We start from the raw sequence: 20681 nt of genomic DNA, 5'->3' as shown, positions 1-20681 counted from the left end.
AATTATGCAGTCCCAATAGCATTGCGTACTGCGCTCCACACACGAATCGCAATCCTCAGTCTGTCTGTTTGAACCCGACGCAATCGTGCGTCGATTTGCGTTGCGTGTTCATCGTGCTCACGTACGTTTCTTCATAGCGTCGCCAACTCGTTTCGATCGAAAAGATACGCTCGATGCGTTCGCGCGCGGCAAGGCCGAGCGCGCGCCGTTCTTCTGAAGGTATCCTTAACATATGGATCAGTGCGTGCGCCAGTGCTTCCGCGTTCCCGGGCGGCACGACTGTTCCTGTCTCGCCGATGAGCCACGCCGTGTCGCCGACATCAGTGGCGACGCATGGAACGCGGCACGCCATTGCTTCGCCCACGACAGTCGGCAAGCCTTCGCTGCGCGAGGACAGGCAGAACACGTCGAGCCCGGCGAGCATGGTCTCGGGATGCTCCAATGCACCGAGCAGCCGCGCGGCGTGCGTAATGCCCGCGTGATGCAAGCGCGCGACGAGTTCGCCGTTGTCGTGATCGAGCCCGCGGCCCGCCATCACGAAGCGGCATTGCGGCAACACGTCGAGCACGCGGCGCATCGCGTCAATGAAGTTCGGGTAGTCCTTTACCGCGTGATATCGCCCGACGATGCCGACCACCGGCGCATCCGCATCGAAACCGAGATCGCGACGCAAGTGCTCGCGCGCGAGCGGCATCGGCTTGCAGACATCCAGCTCGAAGCCATTGGGAATGACCGTCATCTTCCCGGCGCAATAGCCGCCCTGAACGTGCGATTGCATGGCCGCTTCGCCGCAGCACACGATGGCATCCGGCACGCGCGCGGACAGCATCGCGCACGCCTTCGTGACCCAGCGCGTCATTCGGCTGCTGCCCGTTGAACGCAGGTCCGTATGATGGATGCCCCAGACGAGCGCGGGACGCGGCGCACGCGAACCGCGCAGGCGTCGCGTCGCGTTCATCGCGTGAAGCGCGAGGCCGCCGATGAGATCGCCGTGATAGAGCCAGCTTTGCACGACATCCGGATCGAGTTCGTCGAGCCAGCGCACGAGCGTCATGAACTTCGCGGGGCCGGGCATGCCGCGGCGCATGCCGAGCATGCGCACCTCGGCCCCGGCTTCGCGGATGCGCGCAGCGAGCGTGTCTTCCGACGACAGCGATATCACCGCATGCCTCACGCCGCTGCCGCGCGATGCGCGTATCAGCCGGTAAAGCAGCATCTCGGCGCCATCGGCCGGAAGCGCGGTGATGACGTGAACGATCTTCACCGCGCGATACCGACCGACGACGGCGCCGCCTGATGCGCGGGCGCAAGCGTCTGATAGACGCCGAGCGTCCTGTCGATGACGATGGCTTCGTCGAACTCGCGCAACGCCTTGTCGCGGGCGGCGAGGCCGAGCTTGCGCGCGAGCGCGCGGTCGTCGTCGAGAAGACGCAGTGCATTCGCGAGCGCGACGGCATCGCGCACGGGCACGATCAGGCCGTCCTCACCGTTCACGCTGACGACCTCGCGGCAGCCGGGCGCATCGGTGGTGATGAGCGGCAGTGCGCACGCGGCCGCTTCGATCAGCGATTTCGGCAGGCCTTCGCGATAGCTCGGCAACACCATCACGTCGGTTTCAGCGAGCAATGCGGGCATGTCGCTGACGTGGCCGCGCCATTCGACGAGTCCTTCCGCCACCCAGCCTTCTATGGTCGCGCGTTCGATCGACGCGGGATTGCCCGCATCCGGCATCCCCGCGAGAATGAAGCGAATGGAGCGGCCCTCGCGTTTGAGCGCGCGGGCTGCATCGATGAATTCGGCAATGCCCTTGTCCCACAGCATGCGCGCAGCAAGCAGCGCACGCAGCGGTTCGCGCGAGAGCGGGGCATCGGCGGGACGCGCCTTGAAGCGCGAGCAGTTCACGCCCGAGCCCTTGATCAGATGGATGGCGCTTTCATCGACAAGACGCGCTGTCTTGAACATCTGCACGTCATCGGGATTCTGAAGGATGAGCGCGCAGCCGTCGCCATCGAGTGCGAGACGCAGCACGCGGCGCACGACGGGCCGCAACATGCGCGCCTTGAGATCGCGGCTGGTGAATACATAGCCGAGGCCCGCGACCGAGTTCACGCGCGCCGGCACGCCCGCGAGCTTCGCACCGAGCGATCCGTAAACCGCGCTCTTGATGGTGAAGCCATGCACCAGCGCGGCCCGTTCTTCACGGAAGAGGCGCGCGAGCCATAGCACGAGATTCAGTTCGCGAAGAGGATTGAGACTGCGGCGGATCATCGGCACTGCATGCCAGCGAAAGCCGAGTTCGCGCAGTCGCGGGCCGTATTCGCCGGGCGGGGAGATGAGCACGACTTCATGGCCCATGTCGCGCAAACGATAAGCGAGCGACAGGCGGAAGTTGTAGAGATACCAGTCCGTGTTGGCGAAGAGGATGACTTTGTTCATGGCCCGCATCTCCTGTCAAAGCGCCTGACGCTGATGATTCCGCACGCGATGCTTCACGGGTTGTTGCGCATCGGCCGTGCAGACGCCGATGTGTGCGAACAGGTCGTCCCATAGGCGAAGGATCGCGCTGACGGCGTATCGCTCGCGAATCGACTCCGCGCCTTTGCGTGCGAGTTCCGCGCGCAGGGCTTCGTCGCCGAGGAGACGCGTCAATGCGGCGGCGAGCGCGTCGCGATCGTTCGGCGGCACGAGCAGCGCATCTTCGCCATCGCGTGTGATGTCGCGCGGACCGCTCGGACAATCGACGGCCACCGCCGGCACGCCCAGCGCCATGCTCTCGGCAAGCGCGAGCCCGAAGCCCTCGAAGCGCGACGACATCACGAAAGCCTGCGCGCGCCGCATTTCCATCCACGGTTCGCTGGTCACGCCCGGCATGAACACGCGCTCGTTCAGCCCGTGTTGGTCGATCCGCGCCTGCAATGCCGCGCGCTCCGCGCCTTCGCCCCATATGGTGAGATCCCATTGGGGAAAACGCTTCGCAATGGACGCAAACGAATCGATAAGTAATCCGTAGTTCTTTTGCGGATGCAGCCGCCCGAACGAAACGAGGCGCATGCGCGCGTCCGTGCTCGCAGCGGGCGCGGGTTGCGAGAACAGTTCCGGCGGCAATGGATTCGGCATGACCGCCATGTGCCGCACGCGCGGTATCATCGCGCGAAACGGCTTCACGACGTTCTCGGTGAGCACCGTCACGGCGTCGGCATACGGATAGGCGATGCGCGTCGCCAGATTCCAGAACGGCGAGCGGCCATCGGCGGAAGGATCGTTGTGCTCGCACACGATGAGCGGCACGCGCTGGCCGACCGTCGCGAGCACGCTCGCCACGTTCACGTTGTAGAGGAACGAGACAACGACATCCGGCCGGCTTTCGCGGATAAACGCGCGCAAGGCCAACTGGCGTTCGACATAGCCGATCACACCGACGCGTCTCTTGCCGACGCGATCGGCAAGATGGATGAAGCGCACCTTGTCCGACAGCGCGTAGAAGCACGCGCGCTTTCGGCTGTATGTGGCGACGAGCGTGACGTTGTCGCCGCGTTCGCTCCATGCGTTGACGAGCGTGGCCGCGACGCGCTCGGCGCCGCCGCTTCCCATCGAGCTCACGAGCAGCGTGATGTTCATCGAACCGGTCCTCCCGTGAGATTTGCAGGCGGCACCCGCCGCGTGATCATCATCGACACGACGAACACCGTCGCGTGCATCATGCCGGTTCCGACGAGCACGCCCGGCATGCCGATCCAGCGCGTGAGCACCGCATTGGCGACCACCTTCACCGCGAAGCCGAGCGCGGTCACGATAGCCATGTCCTTGTAGCGGCCCTCGACCGAGAGCAGGTTCATCGTCACGAGCGCGGCGAAGTAGAACGGCAACTGCACCAGCGCATAACGCATGAGGTCGGCCACGAGCACGGTGTTCTGCGCGGTGAACGCGCCGCGCTGGAACAGCACTTCGACGATCCACGGCGCAAGCGGATACGTGATGAGCGCGGCCACCGCTCCCGCGCCGAGCGCCATCAGGGACCACAGAAACGCAGTGTGGCGCGCGCGGTTGATGTCGTCCTTGCCGAGAATGTCGGACAGCACCGGCAGCGTGCCCTGCGCGATGGCAAGCGCGCCCATGCTCAACAGCAAGCCGAACACGCGGTTCGCATAGCCGAGCGTGGCGACGGCGCCATCGCCCAGATGCGCGACGAAATACTGATCGAGTGCGGGCGAGCAGCACACCACGAGTTGCCCGAGCATGAACACACGCACCGCGTGATAGATGGGCTGCCAGCGGCGCGAGGTGAACGTGAGGCTCAGGCGGCTGTACTTGCCGTCGACCTTGCCCGCGAGCGGCCACAGCACGAGCACGAGCGCGATATAGCCGATCAGCGTGCCGTACATGAGCGGCACCATCGCGGTCTTGTCGGTGACGAAGAGAACGAGCAGCAGCGTCATGACGGCGGGCAGGCCGTCGAGCAGTGTCGCGATGTGGCGTTCGCGCGATTGCAGGCGCGTGGAGTAAGCGGTGACCACCATGATGAGCACGCCGATGGGCGCCATCACCACCATCATGTGATGCGCCATGTCCCGCGTCTGCGCCGACAGATTGCCCGCCATGAAGTGCAGGACATAAGGCCAGACGAGATAGATGATCGCCGTGAACATCAGGCCGACGAGCATCGCCCATGCGACCAGTTCGCCGAGAAAGCGCGTTTCTTCCTCGACGGACTCCCTGCGCAGATCGACGAACATCGGCACGAGCACGATGGCGAACACGGCCGAGCATGCGGCGGGCAGCCACGAGACGAGCGTCAGCGTGATCTGATACGCATCGACCACGTTGCTGATGCCGTAGCGATACGCGATGACCATCTCCTTGGCCGCGCCCGCGCATCGCCCGAGCAGAACGAAAATGGCCACCCTCGCCATGCCGCGCGCCGCGCGCAGATGATCGGGGTGAAGCTGCAGAAGACGGTCTCTCAGTGCAGCGAATTGGGAAATCAACGCATCTGCCTCATGTCCCGCTGCGTGCGGCCGAAAGCGCGGATGCGCTGATTGGCTCGCGGTCAGCTTGTTCGGAAAGGAAGCGGATATACCACGGCATGGCCTTTTCGATGCCGTCCGCGAAGACTACCTTGCGCCCATAACCGAGCAGCTGCTCGGCCTTGGACACATCGGCTTGCGAATGGCGCACGTCCCCCGCGCGGAACGGCCCGTACACGGCGTCCCGGCGGCTCTCGATCCCATGTCTCGCGAGTGCCCGCTTGAGTTCTTCGTATAACTGCCTGAGCGTCGTGCGGTCGCCGACCGCGACGTTGTACACCTGTCCCCTTGCTTCCTGCGCCGCCTTGGCCGCAAGAATGTTCACCTGCACCACGTTGTCGATGAAACAGAAGTCGCGGCTCGTTTCGCCATCGCCATTGATGGTGATGGTCTCGTCTTCGATGAGCGCGGCGGTCCATTTCGGAATGACCGCTGCATACGCGCCTTCGGGGTCCTGCCGCTTGCCGAACACATTGAAGTAGCGCAGCCCGGTCGCATGAAAGTCATACGCGCGCGCGAACACGGATGCGTACAGTTCGTTGGCGTACTTCGTCACCGCATAGGGCGAAAGCGGCTGGCCGATGCGGTCTTCCACTTTCGGCAGGCCGGGATGATCACCATAAGTCGAGCTGGATGCCGCATACGTGAAGCTCTGGACCTTCGCATCGCGCGCGGCGCACAGTATGTTGAGAAAGCCGCTGAGATTCACGTCGTGCGTTGCGATGGGATCGCGCACCGAACGCGGCACCGAACCGAGCGCGGCTTCGTGCAGCACGTGATCCACGCCATGCAGCGCGGCGCGGCAATCGTCCATGTTGCGGATGTCGCCTTCAATGAAGCGAAAGCGCCGCCATTGCTTATCACCGACAATCCCGCGCACTTCGTCGAGATTGCGCTGATGTCCCGTCGCGAAGTTGTCGAGGCCGACCACATGCTGATCCAGCGATAGCAGCGCTTCCAGCAGGTTCGAGCCGATGAAGCCCGCCACGCCGGTGATCAGCCATGTTTGCGGATGCGCGCGCAATGCTTCGCACACGGATTCGTATCGGTCGGGCATCGGGTTCTCCAGCGCGGATCGCGAGCGTGTCATGAGCAGCGATCACAGGCGAAGATCGCTTGCATCGGCGGGCAGCACATATTTCAGGTCGTACACGACATGCTGGTCCTTGCCGAACGCATGCAGCGCGTCCGCACCCATCTCGGCAAACTCGCGATGCGACACCGCGAGCACGATCGCGTCGTACATGCCTTTGGCTGGCGCCTCGATCGGCTGGATGCCGTACTCGTGGAACGCGTCTTCGCGCGAGATCCAGGGATCGTAGACGTCGACGTTAGTGCCGTATTGCTTCAGTTCGTTGACGATATCAACGACGCGCGAATTGCGCATGTCGGGGCAGTTCTCCTTGAACGCGAGACCCATCACGAGCACGCGCGCGCCGGGAATATAGATGCGCGCCTTCGTCATCGCCTTGACGAGTTGCGAGACCGCATAGCTGCCCATGCTGTCGTTCAGCCGGCGGCCCGCGAGAATGATCTCGGGGTTATAGCCGATGGATTGCGCCATGTGCGTCAGATAGTACGGATCCACGCCGATGCAATGCCCGCCCACGAGTCCCGGCCTGAAGTTGAGGAAGTTCCACTTCGTGCCCGCCGCGAGCAACACGGCTTCGGTGTCGATGCCCATCTTGTTGAAGATGATCGACAGCTCGTTGACGAGCGCGATGTTCACGTCGCGCTGCGTGTTCTCGATAGCCTTCGCCGCTTCGGCCACGCGAATGCTGCTGGCCTTGTGCGTGCCCGCCGTGATGATCTGGCGATAGAGCGCGTCGACGGCGTCGGCCACTTCGGGCGTCGAGCCGGACGTGACCTTCTTGATGTCGGGCAGGCGATGCAGCTTGTCGCCCGGATTGATGCGCTCGGGGCTATAGCCCGCGAAGAAATCGACATTGAAGCGCAAGCCCGACACGCGTTCGAGCACGGGCACGCATTCTTCCTCGGTCACGCCGGGATAGACGGTCGATTCGTAGATCACGACATCGCCGGGCTTGAGCGCCGAACCGATGGTTTCGCTTGCGCGCAACAGCATGCCGAGGTCCGGGCGCTTGTGGCGATCGATGGGCGTCGGCACGGTCGCGATGAACACGGTGCAGTCCTTGAGCGCCGCGGGCTCGTCGGTGAAGACGAGCGATTGCGCCGCGCGCAGTTCCTCGTCGGCGACTTCGAGCGTCGCGTCGTGTCCTTCGCGCAGCGAGTCGATGCGATGACGGTTCACATCGAAACCCACCACCGCATGATGCTTGCTGAATTCGACGGCGAGCGGCAGGCCCACGTAGCCCAGGCCGATCACGGCAATTTTTTGATCAGTAAGCGAACGCATGAAGATCTCTCCAGTCTCGAAGCAACGCGAAGGGCGGATACCGCCGTGTGTTTCGACTGCGCATGCTGCGCTTATTCGACACTTATTCGACGCTTATTCGACGCTTATTCGACGCTTATTCCGGCGTGGATTCGTAGTTATGCGCGACGTAAGCGCTGCTGCCGTAGCGTCCTGCAAGCGCCTTGTTCGCCGTATGCAGCGAGACGCCGTTGAGCAGCACGCCGGTCACGCGCGCGCCCGTCTGATTGAGCCGCTTCATCGACTCCTTGATTTCGCCCACGCGCGTTTGCCCATAAAGGCCCACGAGGAAGATCGAGCCTGCCGCCGGCGCAATCGCGCCCGCATCGGATACGGCGAGCACGGCCGGCGCATCGACGAGCACGATGTCGTACAGCGAGGACGCTTCCTGAATCACCTCGCGATACTTCGCGCCCAACAGCAGCTCGGCGGGACTCGTCGGATACGGACCGCCTTGCAGCACGTCGAGATTCGGCAATACGTCGCGATGAATCGAGGCATCGAGCGTATGCGTGCCGAGCAGAATGTTCGCGAGTCCCGGCCCTTGCTCGATGCCGAATTGCCGATGCAGATAGCCTTTGCGAAGGTCCGCATCGATGAGAAGCACGCGCGTGCCGCCCGATGCGAGCACCGTGGCGAGATTCGCCGAAAGGAACGACTTGCCGACGCCGGGCAGCGGCCCCGCGATCATCACGACGTTGTTGCGCGCGCCGACGAGCGTGAACTGCAGCGCCGAACGCAGGATGCGCAACGCTTCGACCGTCGGGTCCTTGGGGAACTGCGCCGCGAGCACGGCCTGACGCGGCGCCGTGCCGTTGACGACGCTCGAAAGCGCAGGCTGACGCGCGCTCTGCGGAATGGTCGCGAACACGCTCAGGCCCGTTTCGATCTCGATCTCTTGCGTGTCGGTCACGCCTCGGAAGATGCGGTCGAGCAGCATCGCAAGGCCCACGGCCAGGAAGAGCCCCAGCGCGAGCGCAATGGCGAACGCGAGCCATTTGATCGGCTTCACGGGCAGCTCGGGCACGTCGGCGGTATCGATCAACTGAACGGACGCCGCCTTGCCCGCCTTGATCAGCATCATCTCTTCGATGTTGTTGCGCAGCGCCGTGTAAAGGTCCGTGCTGACGCGGACGTTGCGCAAGAGACGCAGCGCGCCTTGCTCTTCCATCGGCATGGAACGGGTGCGGTCGTTCAGCTTGGCCAGGAACTGCTCGGTTGCCGCGATCTGCTTGTCGATCGACGTGATTCTCGGATGCGCGTTGGAGAACGTGGTCGCCAGGTCATCGCGCGTGTGACGCAACGACAGCAGTTGCGCGTTCGCATCGGCGGTCTGCTTCAGAATCAGGCGATTCGTTTCGTCGGTATCCAGCATCGCGTTCTTGTCGCGATACGAGTTGTACGCATTCTCCGCGTCTTCCATCTGACGTTTGAGCACGGGCAACTGCCGCTGCAGATAGGTCAGCGAGTTCTCCGCGATCACCGCCTTGCGGTCGCCGTTGAGCCTGACATATTGACGCCCGATCTCGTTGATGGTCGCGGCCACTTGCACGGGGTCCGCGCTTTCGAGCGTCACCTTGAGCACGCTCGACTTGTTGCCCTGCTCGGTGATCTTCAACTGGCTCTGAATCGCGTCGATGGTCAACTGCCGCGAGTAATGAACGACATCGAAGCCGACGCCTGGATTGCCTTTCAGCGAGGTCACGAGCAGCCGCACCGGACCTTTCGAGGTCTGCACGAGCAGCACTTCGCCCACGGTGCCGACGACCGGCGTGCCGAGCGCGGCATTGCTCAGTTCATATTGCCCGTCCTTGCGTGCGGTCACGGTGAACTTCACGCCTTCCAGTTGGCGCGGCACGTCGAAGTCGGGAACGCTGATGGACTCGTCGCCCCACGCGTAGTCGCCGAAGCCGAAGAGTCCCGGCTCCGAAAGCTGGCCGTCGTGATGCGCGAGCCGGTTGCCGATCACCGGAAAGCGCCGCGGATAGGCGCTGATATAGAGCTTGAGCGCATCGACGGCGCGCGAGACGACGAGCTTCGAGCCGATCACCTGCATCTCGCCTTCAGCGGACGAACGATCGTCCAGCGTCGGCAGCATGTTGCTCAACGGATCGCCGGGACGCGAATTCGATACGTCCTTGTTGTCCTCGACCTTGATGAGAATCGCGGACTGAAAGATGGGCGGACTCAGATAGGCATACGCGGCGCCGAGCAGCAGGGTGAACGTCACCACCATTGCAATGAGCACGCGATGGTTGATGACTGTATCGATTAGCGAAGCAAACGGAATTTCGTCGCCGTTTTCCGCAACGGCTTCGTCATACGTTTTGACTTTGGAAATCATGTTAAGCAGGCCCCGGCGCGTGTGGTTGGCTCAAACGGATTGGGCAGACATGCTGTTAGGGCTTTCCAAGATCGTTCATAAGGAAAGCAGAGGATCGCAACCCGGATGCGTGAGAGAGAATTGCGCGTGGTGAAACCGTATCAGCCTGCTTTTTTCCGGTATGCGCGGAAGGCCACATTGCGGCCCGCGGTTCGACGTCGCGAGTGAAATTTTTCTGACGAAATTGAATAACGTGCGTATGCCTAATCTATTCCGCGTCGTGGCGGCAAGCGCGCCTTTATCCGTGTTTGTCCGTATCCCTCATTCCATCTAACCAATCGAGGTTTCGTCGTCCATATGAAACGGGCTGCGAATCGAACAGGTGTGCGCAAATGAGTCCGGTGTCGGCGGAGATTCGGGTGTGGAATGCACTTGAACATCGGAGTCTGTATGAACACGAGAACCATAGCCGCGCGCACCATCGAGCCGTTCGATTGCAAGACAGCGAGCGCGAGCGCTTCGGCAGCAGCGTACCGGCGCTTCAACGCCGCAATTCGCCCGGACCTTTGCCCGTCCAGCGCTTCAGTGCGCGGCGAAAGTTGGCGGCGTCGCTGAAGCCGAGGAGCATCGCGATATCGTCGGTGCTCATCTTCGTCGTCTTCAGATACTCCAGCGCGAGCGAGCGGCGCACGTCATCCACGATGGCGAGAAACGACGTGTCTTCCGCTTCGAGACGCCGCCGCAAGGTGCGCGTCGTCATGTGCAGTGACTGCGCCACTGCTTCCATGCCGGCGAACGTGCCGGGCGTGCTCATCAAAATCTGATAGACCTCGCCGGCCACGCCGGTCGATGTCTTCGCCTGGCCGATCAGCCTGTCGCATGTTTCCTGCAGCAGCGTGGCCGTGAGCTTGTGTGCGAGTTGCGGCTTGCGGTCGAGTATCGCGCTGTCATAGACGAGCTCGCATTGCGGCTGATCGAAGAAGCAGGGGCAACCCAGATATTGCGAATAAATGTCCGCATGCGCGGGCGCGGGATACGAGAAGCACGCCTTGACCGGCGGACACGCGCTGCCGGCGACATCCTGAAGATGCGTCACATGCTGCGTGTATTGCTGCTCGATGATGAACTCGCGCAACTCGCGCGACGGGCTCGACACGAACGCATCCGGAAACGTCCACACCATGCGGTCCGGATACTCCGTCCATTCGATCGTGACCGTGGGCGTCGCGAGACTGTGATACTTCACGCCCAGCTTGAAGTACTCGCGCAGCGAAAGGCATGACATGAGCGCGTAGCCATACATGCCGTATGCGGAAAGATGCAGCCGCATGCCGACCTTGAACGGCGTGGCGGGATCGCATGATTGCGAGACCGCGTTCCTGCATACGGTTGCATATTGCGCGACCGACGTGAGCACGGAGGCATCGTAGATCTGATCGGGATTCACGCCGGTGCCGCGCAGACTGTCGGCGGGCGCGATGCCCTGTTCCGCCAGCACTTCCACCAGCGCGGCGATCTTGTATGGCGCGTACATGCGCTCGTTATACGGCGGGCGGCTCGTGGCCACGGCATCCTCTTCGCGTGCTGTTTGCGTTGCTCTTGCGTGCTCTTGGCGTTGTCCTCCGGGGACTCGCGCCTGTCCGAAAATGACCTTACGGGCCGGATGCTATCCCACTAATATCGCTCTCACAAGATGCCGCGCGGGAATCCGGACGCGGCACGTACATTGGACATAGAGAGACGCCAGATGAATACCACAGGCCGCAAGGTCATCATTTCGTGCGCGGTCACAGGGGCCACGCACGTTCCGTCGATGTCGGAGTATCTGCCGCTCACGCCATCCGATATCCGCACGCAGGCCATCGAAGCCGCAGAGGCCGGCGCGGCGATCATCCATCTTCACGCGCGCGATCCGCAAGACGGACGCCCCACGCCGAGCCCCGAGATCTTCCGCCAGTTCGTGCCGGAAATCGCCGAAGCGACCGATGCCGTCATCAACATCACGACAGGCGGCAGCACGCGCATGACGCTTGCCGAACGCCTCGCGTATCCGTTGCTCGCGCAGCCGGAGATGTGCTCGCTCAACATGGGCTCGATGAACTTCTCGATTCATCCGGTCGCCGCGAAGATTCAGTCGTGGCGCTATGGCTGGGAGAAGGACTATGTGGAAGGCATGGAAGACATGATCTTCCGCAACACCTTCAAGGACATCAAGCACATCATGCTCGAACTCGGCGGCAAGGGCACGCGCTTCGAGTTCGAGTGCTACGACCTCGGGCATCTCTACAATCTCGCGCATTTCGTCGATGAAGGGCTCGTGAAGCCGCCGTTCTTCATTCAGTCCGTGTTCGGGATACTGGGCGGCATGGGCGCGGACCCGGAGAACATGACCGTGATGCGTTCGACCGCGGACCGCCTCTTCGGACGCGACAACTATCACTTCTCGGTGCTCGGCGCGGGCCGTCATCAAATGTCGCTCGTTACCATGAGCGCGATCATGGGCGGCAATGTGCGCGTCGGACTCGAAGACAGCGTGTATATCGCGAAGGGCGTGAAGGCCGAATCGAATGCGCAGCAGGTGCGCAAGATCAGGCGGATTCTCGAAGAGCTTTCGTTCGAGATCGCGACGCCCGACGAAGTGCGCGCCATGCTCGGCCTCAAGGGCCGCCACGAAGTGACGCCCTGAAGTCACGCCTTAATGCCACGCCATGACGTGACATCGACATAACGATAAAGACACATATGGAGACACCATGACATCGCTATCGATCGACGAAACTCACCGCATCGCGACACGCAAGGCGATGCTGCGCCTCATTCCGCTGATGTGCGCGATCTACTTCATGTCGTTCCTCGACCGCACGAACGTCGCGCTCGCGAAAGCGCAACTCGCGGTCGATGTTGGCATCAGCGCGGCGGCGTTCGGACTCGGCTCGGGCATCTTCTTCATCGGCTATGCGCTGCTCGAAGTGCCGAGCAATCTGGCCGCGCATCGCGTGGGACCGCGACGGTGGATCGCGCGCATCGCGGTGACGTGGGGCATTCTCTCCACCGCGATGATGTTCGTGCAGGGCCCGTGGTCGTTCTATGTGCTGCGCGTGCTGCTCGGCATCGCGGAAGCCGGGCTTTTTCCCGCGTTGATGTACATGGTCACGCTGTGGTTCGCGCCGAACGACCGGCCCGTTGCCGTGGGCTGGATCTACACCGCGCCCGCGCTTGCGCTCATGCTCGGCAACCCGCTCGGCGGCGCGCTCATGCAACTGGGCGGCATCGGCGGGCTGCACGGCTGGCAATGGATGTTCATGATCGAAGGCATTCCGAGCATCATCGTCGGCGTGGTGCTGTTCTTCAAGCTGCCCGAACGTCCGCGCAATGCGCGCTGGCTCGCGAAGAATGAAATCGATGTGCTGGAGCAGCGCGCCGTGATCGACGCACACGGTCATCCCGAACTCACGTCCGCCGACTGGATCGCCGCGCTCAAGCGTCCGACGACCGTGCTCATCGGCCTCATCTATTTTCTGAATCAGGTGGCGTTTGTCGGGCTGTACTTCTTCACGCCCGCGATGATCCAGCAGATGCACGTCAAGACGCCGTTCATCGTCGGCCTGCTGTCGAGCAGCGTGGGTGTCGGCTTCCTGCTGGGCGTGCTCGTGCTTCCGCGCATTCATCGTCGATATGGAAACGACTGCATGTATCTCGGCGTGCTCACAGCGGGACTCGTGGCGGGCGCATGCGCGTTCGTCGCGACGGCAAGCCCGGTGGCGCGCATGGTGCTTCTCGCGGTGACGGCGTTCTTCGCGGGCGGGGTGCTGCCCTCGTACTGGGCCATCGCGATGAAGCGTCTGCAAGGCATCCAGGCCGCGGCGGGGCTCGCGTTCATCAACACGATCGGGCTGATCGGGGGATTCGTCGGACCGTATCTCTTCGGCATGACCGAAACGGCGACGGGCCGCAGCGATTCGGGCTTCATGGTGATCGTCGCCGCTTCGGTGCTCGGCCTGCTGCTGGTACCCTTGCTTGCTCGCGCGATCCGGCGCGAGGCGGCTCCGCGGCCGGCGGTCGGCGCGGCGGCGGGCGCGCATTCATGAATCCATCAACAACAAGAAGGTCGAGACAATGCGGCTAAAGGGAAAAGTAGCGATCATCACGGGCGCGGCACAGGGCATCGGCGCGGCGACGGCATTGAAGTTCGCACGCGAAGGCGCGATCGTCGCGGCGTGCGATCTGAACCACGATGCGCTCACGCGCGTCGCCGATGCATGCCGTGAAGCGGGCCATGAAGCGGGCGGTGAAGCGAGCGCGTTTTGCATCGACATGTCGGATCGCGCGCGCGTGGACGAGATGGTGGCGACGGTGCGCGAGCGTCACGGAAGAATCGACGTGCTCGTGAACAACGCGGGCATCACGCGAGACGCGCGCCTGCAGAAGATGACGATCGAACAGTTCGATGCGGTCATCGACGTGAATCTGCGCGCCGTGTTCCATGCGACGCAGGCGGTCGCGGACCACATGGTCGCGCAGGGTTCGGGCGTGATCCTGAACGCGAGTTCGGTGGTCGGCATCTACGGCAACTTCGGGCAGACCAACTACGCGGCCGCGAAGTTCGGCGTGATCGGCTTCACGAAGACCTGGAGCCGCGAACTGGGGCCGAAGGGCGTGCGCGTGAACGCGGTCGCGCCGGGTTTCATCGATACCCCGATCCTCGCCACGATTCCCGACGACGTCCTCGCGAAAATGCGCGCACAAGTGCCGCTCGGACGCCTCGGCAAGCCGGAGGAAATCGCGAACATCTATGCGTTTCTCGCTAGCGACGAAGCGAGCTATATCAACGGCGCGGTCATCGAGGCATCGGGCGGCATGACGCTGTGACGCCGCGCAGCCATTCAACGGAAGAAGCATGAACACGTTCGATCTATTGAAGCCCGCGCCGGGACTGCGCGTGGTCGTGTCCGGCGCGGCGAGCGGTATCGGCGCGGCGATTGCAGAGGCGTTCATTCAGGCGGACGCGCAGGTCTTCATCTGCGACGTCGATGCGTCGGCGGTGGAGCAGGCCAAGGCCGCGCAGCCGCGATTGCACGCGAGCGTCGCGGATGTCGCGAACATCGGACAGGTGGATGCGGTCATCGAAGATGCACGCCGCGCGCTCGGCGGACTCGATCTGCTCGTGAACAACGCGGGCATCGCGGGGCCGACGGGCGCGGTCGAGGACATGGACCCGGCGCAATGGGAACGCACGATCACGACGAATCTGAACAGCCAGTTCTACTTCCTGCGCCGCGCGGTTCCGGTGCTGAAGGAGACGTCGGATCGCGCGGGCATCATCGCGATGGCGTCGGTGGCGGGGCGGCTCGGCTATGCGTTTCGCACGCCCTACGCGGCGACGAAATGGGCGATCGTCGGACTCGTGAAGTCGCTGGCCGTCGAACTCGGCCCGAGCGATATCCGCGTCAACGCGATTCTTCCCGGCGTCGTGGAAGGCGAGCGCATGAATCGCGTGATCGCGGCCCGCGCGGAATCGCTCGGCATCACGTTCGACGAAATGCGCGACGACTATTTGAAGCGCATCTCGCTGCGCCGCATGGTCACGGTCGACGACATCGCCGCCATGACGCTGTTCCTCGCATCGCCGGCGGCGCGCAACGTGACCGGGCAGGCAATCAGCGTGGACGGCAACGTCGAATATCTCTGACGCAGCATCAAACGTCATACCATTCGATAGCACGACGAAACCCCTCAACTTCGCATTCGATATGCCGAAATAGCGGTGTAACCGATTGCGCCCTGCGCCCTTTATGCGTTACAAGAATTTGACCATAAGGGCGCGTGGCGCTGGCAGACACCGCCGCACGCGTTTGCACATCGGCGCGGCATTTCATATTGGAGACGGGGGCATGAGGGTTCGGGCAACGGTGCTGCTGGTTCGTCATCGCGCAGTGCTGCTGGTGAAGGAGCGCGGCGGCCCGTGGTTTCTGCCGGGCGGCGATCTGCGCCCCGGCGAACTGGCGATGGCCGCCGCCATTCGCGAACTGCACGAGGAAACGTGCGTCGAAGCGAACGCGGCTGCGTTCCTGTGGCAGCATGTGTCGGCGCATCACATGCATCAGGTCTTTCGCGTGGCGATTCCGCCTGAGGTCCGTCCGCGTGCGAACGTGCGTGCGGGAATCGAGGAAGTGCGCTGGGTCGAACTCTCGCAGCTCGCGACGATGTCGGTGACGCCGGGCACGCGGGCGATTCTCGGGCGCGCGGCGGGCGGCACGGGCACGGTGTCGCGATCCGACTGGCGCGACGGCGCGGGGGCGTCGCCCGGCTTCTGAGGACGGCGCTTTGCGCTACGATCGGCTTTTGCGCGATGCAACGCACCGCGCGGGCAATTGTCTCCGCGGCGCGGAGACATTCATCGCCGCCGATCCCAACGTCCAATATGACCGACCTCATTCCTTCATCGCTCTTCGACGAAGTCAGGCGGCTGATCGATTCAGCCCGCGAACGCGCGGCCGCCGCCGTCAACGCGGAACTGACGCTGCTCTACTGGCAAGTCGGCAACCGCGTCCGGGCGGAAGTCCTGCGCGGCGCACGCGCGGAATACGGCCGCCAGATCGTCGCGACGCTGGCGCGCGAACTCAGCGAGCGTTATGGACGCGGCTGGAGCGACAAGCAACTGCGCCATTGCATCCGGCTCGCCGAAGTCTTCGCCGACGAGGAAAGTGTCTCCGCAGTGCGGAGACAATTGAGCTGGACGCATCTCAAGACGCTCATCTATATAGACGACCCGCTCAAGCGCGACTTTTACATTGAACTGGCGCGCGTCGAGCGCTGGTCGTCGCGGCAGCTGCAGGAGCGCATCCATTCGATGCTGTTCGAGCGCAGCGCCATCTCCCGCAAGCCGGAAGGCGCCATTGCGCACGATCTCGCCGTGATGCGCGACGAAGGGCGCGTCGCACCCGAAACCCTTCTGAAAGATCCCTACGTCCTCGACTTTCTCGGGCTCAACGACCATTACCTCGAAAAAGATCTCGAAGACGCGATTCTTCGGGAGATGGAGCAATTTCTGCTGGAGCTTGGCGCCGGCTTCACGTTCGTCGCGCGGCAGAAGCGCTTGCAGATCGACGAGGACGATTTCTACATCGACCTTCTGTTCTATAACCGCAAGCTGCGGCGGCTCGTTGCCATCGAACTGAAGCTCGGCGCGTTCAAGGCCGAATACAAGAGCCAGATGGAACTCTATTTGCGCTGGCTCGCGAAGCACGAACAGGAACCGGACGAGTTGCCGCCGCTCGGCATCATCCTGTGTGCGGGAAAGAAGCAGGAGCAGATCGAACTGCTGGAGCTGAACAAGAGCGGCATTCACGTGGCGGAATATCTGACCGTGCTGCCGCCGCGCGAAACGCTGCAGGCGAAGCTGCATCAGTCGATCGAAGCGGCGCGTTCGAGATTGCTCGACAAGGACGCGGACTGAGGCCGCTTCGGTCGGCATCGTTGCGGTTTGCGGCACGCGGGCGCTTTCATCGGGCGAAATTCGGGAAGCAATGCCAACTTGTTGGATAATCCCTCCTTTCGTCCGGCACACCTTGCCCGATGCCTGTAACTCGAGGCGCTTATGTTTACAGAAGCAGACACCATCACCGATGAAGAAGTCATTTCGATTGCCCAACGTCTGAGCGACGAAGGGCGACCGGTTTCCCCCGTCACCGTCTGGTCGGAGCTGCGTCGCGGCTCGGCCGTGTCGATTGCGCAAGCCTTGCAGCGCTGGCGCGACGCCCGCGAGCCCGCCATGCCGGCCGCGCAGTTTTCGGCGGACATGCCGCAGGAATTCGCCGATGCGCTGATGAACGCCGCGCACCGGCTCAGGAAGGCGTCGTGGGACGAGGCGCACGGCGCCATCGCGCAGCGCGCCGATCTGCTGGGCAAGCGGCTCGAAACGGCGCTGGCCGAGCGCGACGAAGCGCTCGCCGGCTATCAGACGGCCGAAGACGCCGCCGCCGACGTGCGCCGCCAGCACGACGAACTGACGTCCGGGCTGCGTGCGTCCGAGGAGACGGTCGCGCGCCTGCAGGCGCAGCTTGCCGGCGCCACCGAGCGCGCCGAGGCATCGCAGGCGCGCGCGGCGGAACTCGCGGAACGCGCATCGACGCAAGATGCCGTGCTGGCCGCCGCGCGCATGTCGCTCGACGAAGAGCGCAAGGCGCGCGAAGCGCTGAACGCGGAGTTGTCGGCGAAGCGCGACGAGATCGAGCGCGTTGCTCGCGAGCGGGACGAAGCGCGCGAAGAACACGCGGCGAAATCGCAACTGGCGGAGCGGTCGTCGCAGGAAGCGGCGGAGAGCGTCGCGCGCATCGCGGCGCTGGAAGCCGAACTGCAGGCGGCGCGCGCCGAGCTTGCCACCGAACGCGAGGCGAATGCGACGCGTCAAGCGGATGCATCGGCGCAAGAGGAAACGTTGCAGCGCGTCAAACGTGAACTCGAAGAAGTCCGCGCGCAGAACGACGAAAGCCGCACGCGCGTCGCGTCGCTCGAATCCGAACTCGCAACGGAACGCGAGGCGAATGCGGCGCGTCACGCGGATGCATCGGCGCAAGAAGAAGCGTTGCAGCGCGTGAAGCGCGAACTCGAAGAAGCGCGCGCGCAGATCGATGAAAGCCGCACGCGCGTCGCGTCGCTCGAAACCGAACTCGCGACGGAGCGCGAAACGAGCGCGGCGCATGGCGCGCGGGCATCGGCGGGACAGGAAGCGATCGACCGCGTCACGCGCGAACTCGACGACGCCCGCGCTCAGCTCAACGCCGTCAGCGAGGAAAAGGCCGCTGCGCAAGCCGAACTGGCGCGTGTGTCCGAGGACGCCGCCGCCGCCGGGCATCGCGCGGACGAGGCGCAGCAGCACGCCGCGCGTCTCGCGGAACAGCTTGCCGAGCGCGAGAAGAGCGAAGCCGCCGCGAGGGAAGAGTTGCGCGATAGCAAGATCGCGTTGCAGACGTCCGCAGCAGCCAGGGAAGAGGAGCTTGCCGGGTTGCAGCGCCGCATTTCGGCTCAGGCCCAGACGCACGCGAAAGCCTACGACGAGCTGCGCGCCAACGCGGAGCAGTGGGTCACGTATGCGCGCGACCTCAAGCAGCGCCTCGATGTGGCCAACGAGAAGATTCTCTTCATCGATGCCCGCAGCACCGGCGAAGTCGCGCTGTTGCGCCGTCTTTCGACCGAACTCGAACGCCTGAAGCCCGATCACGAACTGGTGTTCCGCGAGGCGCAGCAACGCGTCATCGGCGACAAGATCGCGCAGCAACTCGCGCAGAAGGGCTATCGCTACGATCCCGCGACGGCTGTCATGTCGAAGATCGAAGGCTGATAACCGGCTCACGCGCACCGCTTCGGCCGAATGCAGAGGCGGTGCGCGCGACGAACCGATTGTGCGACCATACGGACGAGCCTTGCCACGCAAAGGACCGTTCATATGGAAAGAACCGACCTCGCCGGCGTCTATCGCGGCTATATCGCCTGCCTCAACGAACAGAACTGGCCGATGCTCGGCACGTTCGTACACGACGACGTCACGCACAACGGCAACGTCCTTCGCCTTTCCGGTTATCGGCAAATGCTCGAACGCGACTTCCGGCACATTCCCGACCTGCGCTTTCACATTCAACTGCTCGCCGCCGATCCGCCATTCGTCGCAAGCCGCTTGTGGTTCGATTGCACGCCGACGCGCGATTTCCTCGGACTCGATATCGACGGCAGGCGCATCTCCTTCGCCGAGAACGTGTTCTATGAATTCCGCGACGGCAAGATCGTGCAGGTGTGGTCCGTCATCGACAAAGCCGCCATCGAAGCCCAGCTTCGCACCGTCTCATGATCGACGCCTCCTGCCATTGCGGCGCGGTGCGCTTCACCGTGGATGCCGCCCCGGACGAAGTGAACGACTGCGACTGCTCCCTCTGCCGCCGATACGGCGCGCGCTGGGCCTATTACCATCCGTCGCGCGTGGACTTCGCGCCCGATTGCGGCCCGACCGACATCTATATGTGGGGCGCGCGCCGGCTGGAGTTTCATCGCTGCGCGTCGTGCGGATGCGTGACGCACTGGCGCGCGGTCGACCGCGATCGTCCCATGATGGGCGTGAACACGCGGATGATGCCGCCCGAAGCGCTCGCCGACGCGCGCGTGCTGCGTAACGGCGAGGCCATCGACTGACGCGGTCCGACTCTTGCGGCACGCGATGCCGGCGGGGCGTGATGATAGACTCGATCCGTCCCGCGGCCGCCGGTGCTCGGCGCCGCCCGAATCCAATGCAACGACAGCCAAGACTGCAAAGACAACAAGCATGAAACGTTTCTCGATGATCCGCGATTTCCATCTCGCCGACTGGTTCACGCTGGGCAATGCGATCTGCGGAACGGGCGCCCTGTTCTCGACGATCAGCTACATCGACGACTCCGACGTCTTGCATATCTATCTGGCGTGCGCGCTGGTGTTCGCGGCGCTCGTCTTCGACGTGCTCGACGGGCGCATCGCGCGGTGGCGTCAGAAGGCGTCGCTGCTTGGCAAGGAACTCGATTCGCTCGCCGACGTCATCTCGTTCGGCGTCGCGCCGGCGATCATCGGCTATGGATGCGGCATGCGCGGCCTCTACGACCGCGTGATGCTCGCGTACTTCGTCGCGTGCGGCGTGTCGCGTCTCGCGCGCTACAACGTGACGACCGAAGAGATGTCGGGCGGAAGCGGCAAGGTCACGCACTTCGAGGGCACGCCCATTCCGACATCGTTCGCCATCGTGCTCATGCTCGGCATCGCCGCCTGGTTCGGTGCAATCGGGCCGCAGCTCTGGTTCGGCGAATGGCGTATCGCTGGCTTCACGCTGCATCCGCTCGTGCTCGTCTATGCGCTTTCCGGCTCGCTGATGATCAGCCGTATCCGCATTCCCAAGCCGTAACGCCCGCCTCGCGGCCTC

General features: G+C 63.6%; 18 protein-coding genes. 10 read left to right on the top strand and 8 right to left on the bottom strand.

All coding sequences use genetic code 11. The features are described 5' to 3' along the window. Positions 1 to 55: 55 nt before the first annotated feature. The 8 genes from AWB72_RS13875 to AWB72_RS13840 form a co-directional block, all read right to left on the bottom strand. Positions 56 to 1264 (bottom strand): glycosyltransferase, encoded by a 1209-nt coding sequence (locus AWB72_RS13875; protein ID WP_040052606.1) that lies wholly within the window; start codon positions 1262 to 1264, stop codon positions 56 to 58. Continuing rightward, positions 1261 to 2436, bottom strand: a complete 1176-nt coding sequence (locus AWB72_RS13870; RefSeq protein WP_040052605.1) for a glycosyltransferase family 4 protein — start codon at positions 2434 to 2436, stop codon at positions 1261 to 1263. The genes AWB72_RS13875 and AWB72_RS13870 overlap by 4 nt, the downstream gene beginning before the upstream one ends. Positions 2437 to 2451: 15 nt before the next feature. After that, a complete protein-coding gene (locus AWB72_RS13865) occupies positions 2452 to 3618 on the bottom strand; it encodes a glycosyltransferase family 4 protein (RefSeq protein ID WP_084593090.1) in 1167 nt (388 codons plus the stop codon). Next, positions 3615 to 4985 carry a murein biosynthesis integral membrane protein MurJ gene (murJ, locus tag AWB72_RS13860; RefSeq protein ID WP_040052604.1) on the bottom strand — a complete coding sequence of 457 codons (1371 nt, stop codon included), beginning with the start codon at positions 4983 to 4985 and terminating at the stop codon, positions 3615 to 3617. Before murJ ends, AWB72_RS13865 begins: the two co-directional genes overlap by 4 nt. Before the next feature lie 10 nt (positions 4986 to 4995). Next, positions 4996 to 6081 carry an SDR family oxidoreductase gene (locus AWB72_RS13855; protein ID WP_040052718.1) on the bottom strand — a complete coding sequence of 362 codons (1086 nt, stop codon included), beginning with the start codon at positions 6079 to 6081 and terminating at the stop codon, positions 4996 to 4998. A 42-nt stretch (positions 6082 to 6123) separates the two neighbouring features. Continuing rightward, positions 6124 to 7401: a Vi polysaccharide biosynthesis UDP-N-acetylglucosamine C-6 dehydrogenase TviB gene (tviB, locus tag AWB72_RS13850; protein ID WP_040052603.1), complete on the bottom strand. Its 1278-nt coding sequence runs from the start codon at positions 7399 to 7401 to the stop codon at positions 6124 to 6126. Positions 7402 to 7516: 115 nt separating this feature from the next. After that, positions 7517 to 9763: a polysaccharide biosynthesis tyrosine autokinase gene (locus AWB72_RS13845; protein WP_040052602.1), complete on the bottom strand. Its 2247-nt coding sequence runs from the start codon at positions 9761 to 9763 to the stop codon at positions 7517 to 7519. 520 nt (positions 9764 to 10283) lie between these two features. After that, the gene (locus AWB72_RS13840) at positions 10284 to 11309 is read right to left on the bottom strand and encodes an AraC family transcriptional regulator (protein WP_040052601.1); all 1026 of its coding nucleotides are present in this window, start codon (positions 11307 to 11309) and stop codon (positions 10284 to 10286) included. Between the two features lie 180 nt (positions 11310 to 11489). Here AWB72_RS13840 and kce point away from each other — a divergent pair, with 180 nt between their 5' ends. From kce to pssA, 10 genes are all read left to right on the top strand, one after another. Next, positions 11490 to 12428: a 3,5-dioxohexanoate:acetyl-CoA acetone transferase gene (gene kce, locus AWB72_RS13835; protein ID WP_040052600.1), complete on the top strand. Its 939-nt coding sequence runs from the start codon at positions 11490 to 11492 to the stop codon at positions 12426 to 12428. A gap of 67 nt (positions 12429 to 12495) precedes the next feature. Continuing rightward, a complete protein-coding gene (locus tag AWB72_RS13830) occupies positions 12496 to 13830 on the top strand; it encodes an MFS transporter (protein WP_040052599.1) in 1335 nt (444 codons plus the stop codon). 28 nt (positions 13831 to 13858) lie between these two features. Beyond that, on the top strand, positions 13859 to 14611 hold the full coding sequence (locus tag AWB72_RS13825; RefSeq protein WP_040052717.1) for a beta-ketoacyl-ACP reductase: 753 nt from the start codon (positions 13859 to 13861) through the stop codon (positions 14609 to 14611). Positions 14612 to 14639: 28 nt separating this feature from the next. After that, positions 14640 to 15431, top strand: coding sequence for an SDR family oxidoreductase (locus tag AWB72_RS13820; protein ID WP_040052598.1), 792 nt, complete (start codon positions 14640 to 14642; stop codon positions 15429 to 15431). Positions 15432 to 15633: 202 nt separating this feature from the next. Then, positions 15634 to 16056 (top strand): NUDIX domain-containing protein, encoded by a 423-nt coding sequence (locus AWB72_RS13815; protein ID WP_040052597.1) that lies wholly within the window; start codon positions 15634 to 15636, stop codon positions 16054 to 16056. A gap of 107 nt (positions 16057 to 16163) precedes the next feature. Further along, positions 16164 to 17198, top strand: a complete 1035-nt coding sequence (locus AWB72_RS13810) for a PDDEXK nuclease domain-containing protein (RefSeq protein WP_040052596.1) — start codon at positions 16164 to 16166, stop codon at positions 17196 to 17198. 141 nt (positions 17199 to 17339) lie between these two features. Continuing rightward, on the top strand, positions 17340 to 19082 hold the full coding sequence (locus tag AWB72_RS13805) for a DNA-binding protein (protein WP_040052595.1): 1743 nt from the start codon (positions 17340 to 17342) through the stop codon (positions 19080 to 19082). 105 nt (positions 19083 to 19187) lie between these two features. Further along, positions 19188 to 19586: an ester cyclase gene (locus AWB72_RS13800; protein ID WP_040052594.1), complete on the top strand. Its 399-nt coding sequence runs from the start codon at positions 19188 to 19190 to the stop codon at positions 19584 to 19586. Then, a complete protein-coding gene (locus AWB72_RS13795) occupies positions 19583 to 19924 on the top strand; it encodes a GFA family protein (RefSeq protein ID WP_040052593.1) in 342 nt (113 codons plus the stop codon). Before AWB72_RS13800 ends, AWB72_RS13795 begins: the two co-directional genes overlap by 4 nt. Positions 19925 to 20054: 130 nt before the next feature. Beyond that, a complete protein-coding gene (gene pssA, locus AWB72_RS13790) occupies positions 20055 to 20663 on the top strand; it encodes a CDP-diacylglycerol--serine O-phosphatidyltransferase (RefSeq protein WP_040052592.1) in 609 nt (202 codons plus the stop codon). The last annotated feature ends 18 nt before the right edge of the window (positions 20664 to 20681 follow it).

Source organism: Caballeronia concitans, from assembly GCF_001544615.1.
Classification (GTDB): domain Bacteria; phylum Pseudomonadota; class Gammaproteobacteria; order Burkholderiales; family Burkholderiaceae; genus Caballeronia; species Caballeronia concitans.
This window is presented reverse-complemented; position numbering and strand designations above follow the sequence as displayed.

Excerpts from the sequence above, each read along its gene's own strand:
- AWB72_RS13845 (WP_040052602.1), bottom strand. The coding sequence starts at position 9,763 with ATGATTTCCAAAGTCAAAACGTATGACGAAGCCGTTGCGGAAAACGGC.
- pssA (WP_040052592.1), top strand. The coding sequence starts at position 20,055 with ATGAAACGTTTCTCGATGATCCGCGATTTCCATCTCGCCGACTGGTTC.
- AWB72_RS13805 (WP_040052595.1), top strand. The coding sequence starts at position 17,340 with ATGTTTACAGAAGCAGACACCATCACCGATGAAGAAGTCATTTCGATT.
- AWB72_RS13865 (WP_084593090.1), bottom strand. The coding sequence starts at position 3,618 with ATGAACATCACGCTGCTCGTGAGCTCGATGGGAAGCGGCGGCGCCGAG.
- AWB72_RS13825 (WP_040052717.1), top strand. The coding sequence starts at position 13,859 with ATGCGGCTAAAGGGAAAAGTAGCGATCATCACGGGCGCGGCACAGGGC.
- kce (WP_040052600.1), top strand. The coding sequence starts at position 11,490 with ATGAATACCACAGGCCGCAAGGTCATCATTTCGTGCGCGGTCACAGGG.
- AWB72_RS13815 (WP_040052597.1), top strand. The coding sequence starts at position 15,634 with ATGAGGGTTCGGGCAACGGTGCTGCTGGTTCGTCATCGCGCAGTGCTG.
- AWB72_RS13870 (WP_040052605.1), bottom strand. The coding sequence starts at position 2,436 with ATGAACAAAGTCATCCTCTTCGCCAACACGGACTGGTATCTCTACAAC.
- AWB72_RS13855 (WP_040052718.1), bottom strand. The coding sequence starts at position 6,081 with ATGCCCGACCGATACGAATCCGTGTGCGAAGCATTGCGCGCGCATCCG.
- tviB (WP_040052603.1), bottom strand. The coding sequence starts at position 7,401 with ATGCGTTCGCTTACTGATCAAAAAATTGCCGTGATCGGCCTGGGCTAC.
- AWB72_RS13830 (WP_040052599.1), top strand. The coding sequence starts at position 12,496 with ATGACATCGCTATCGATCGACGAAACTCACCGCATCGCGACACGCAAG.
- AWB72_RS13820 (WP_040052598.1), top strand. The coding sequence starts at position 14,640 with ATGAACACGTTCGATCTATTGAAGCCCGCGCCGGGACTGCGCGTGGTC.
- AWB72_RS13795 (WP_040052593.1), top strand. The coding sequence starts at position 19,583 with ATGATCGACGCCTCCTGCCATTGCGGCGCGGTGCGCTTCACCGTGGAT.
- AWB72_RS13800 (WP_040052594.1), top strand. The coding sequence starts at position 19,188 with ATGGAAAGAACCGACCTCGCCGGCGTCTATCGCGGCTATATCGCCTGC.
- AWB72_RS13810 (WP_040052596.1), top strand. The coding sequence starts at position 16,164 with ATGACCGACCTCATTCCTTCATCGCTCTTCGACGAAGTCAGGCGGCTG.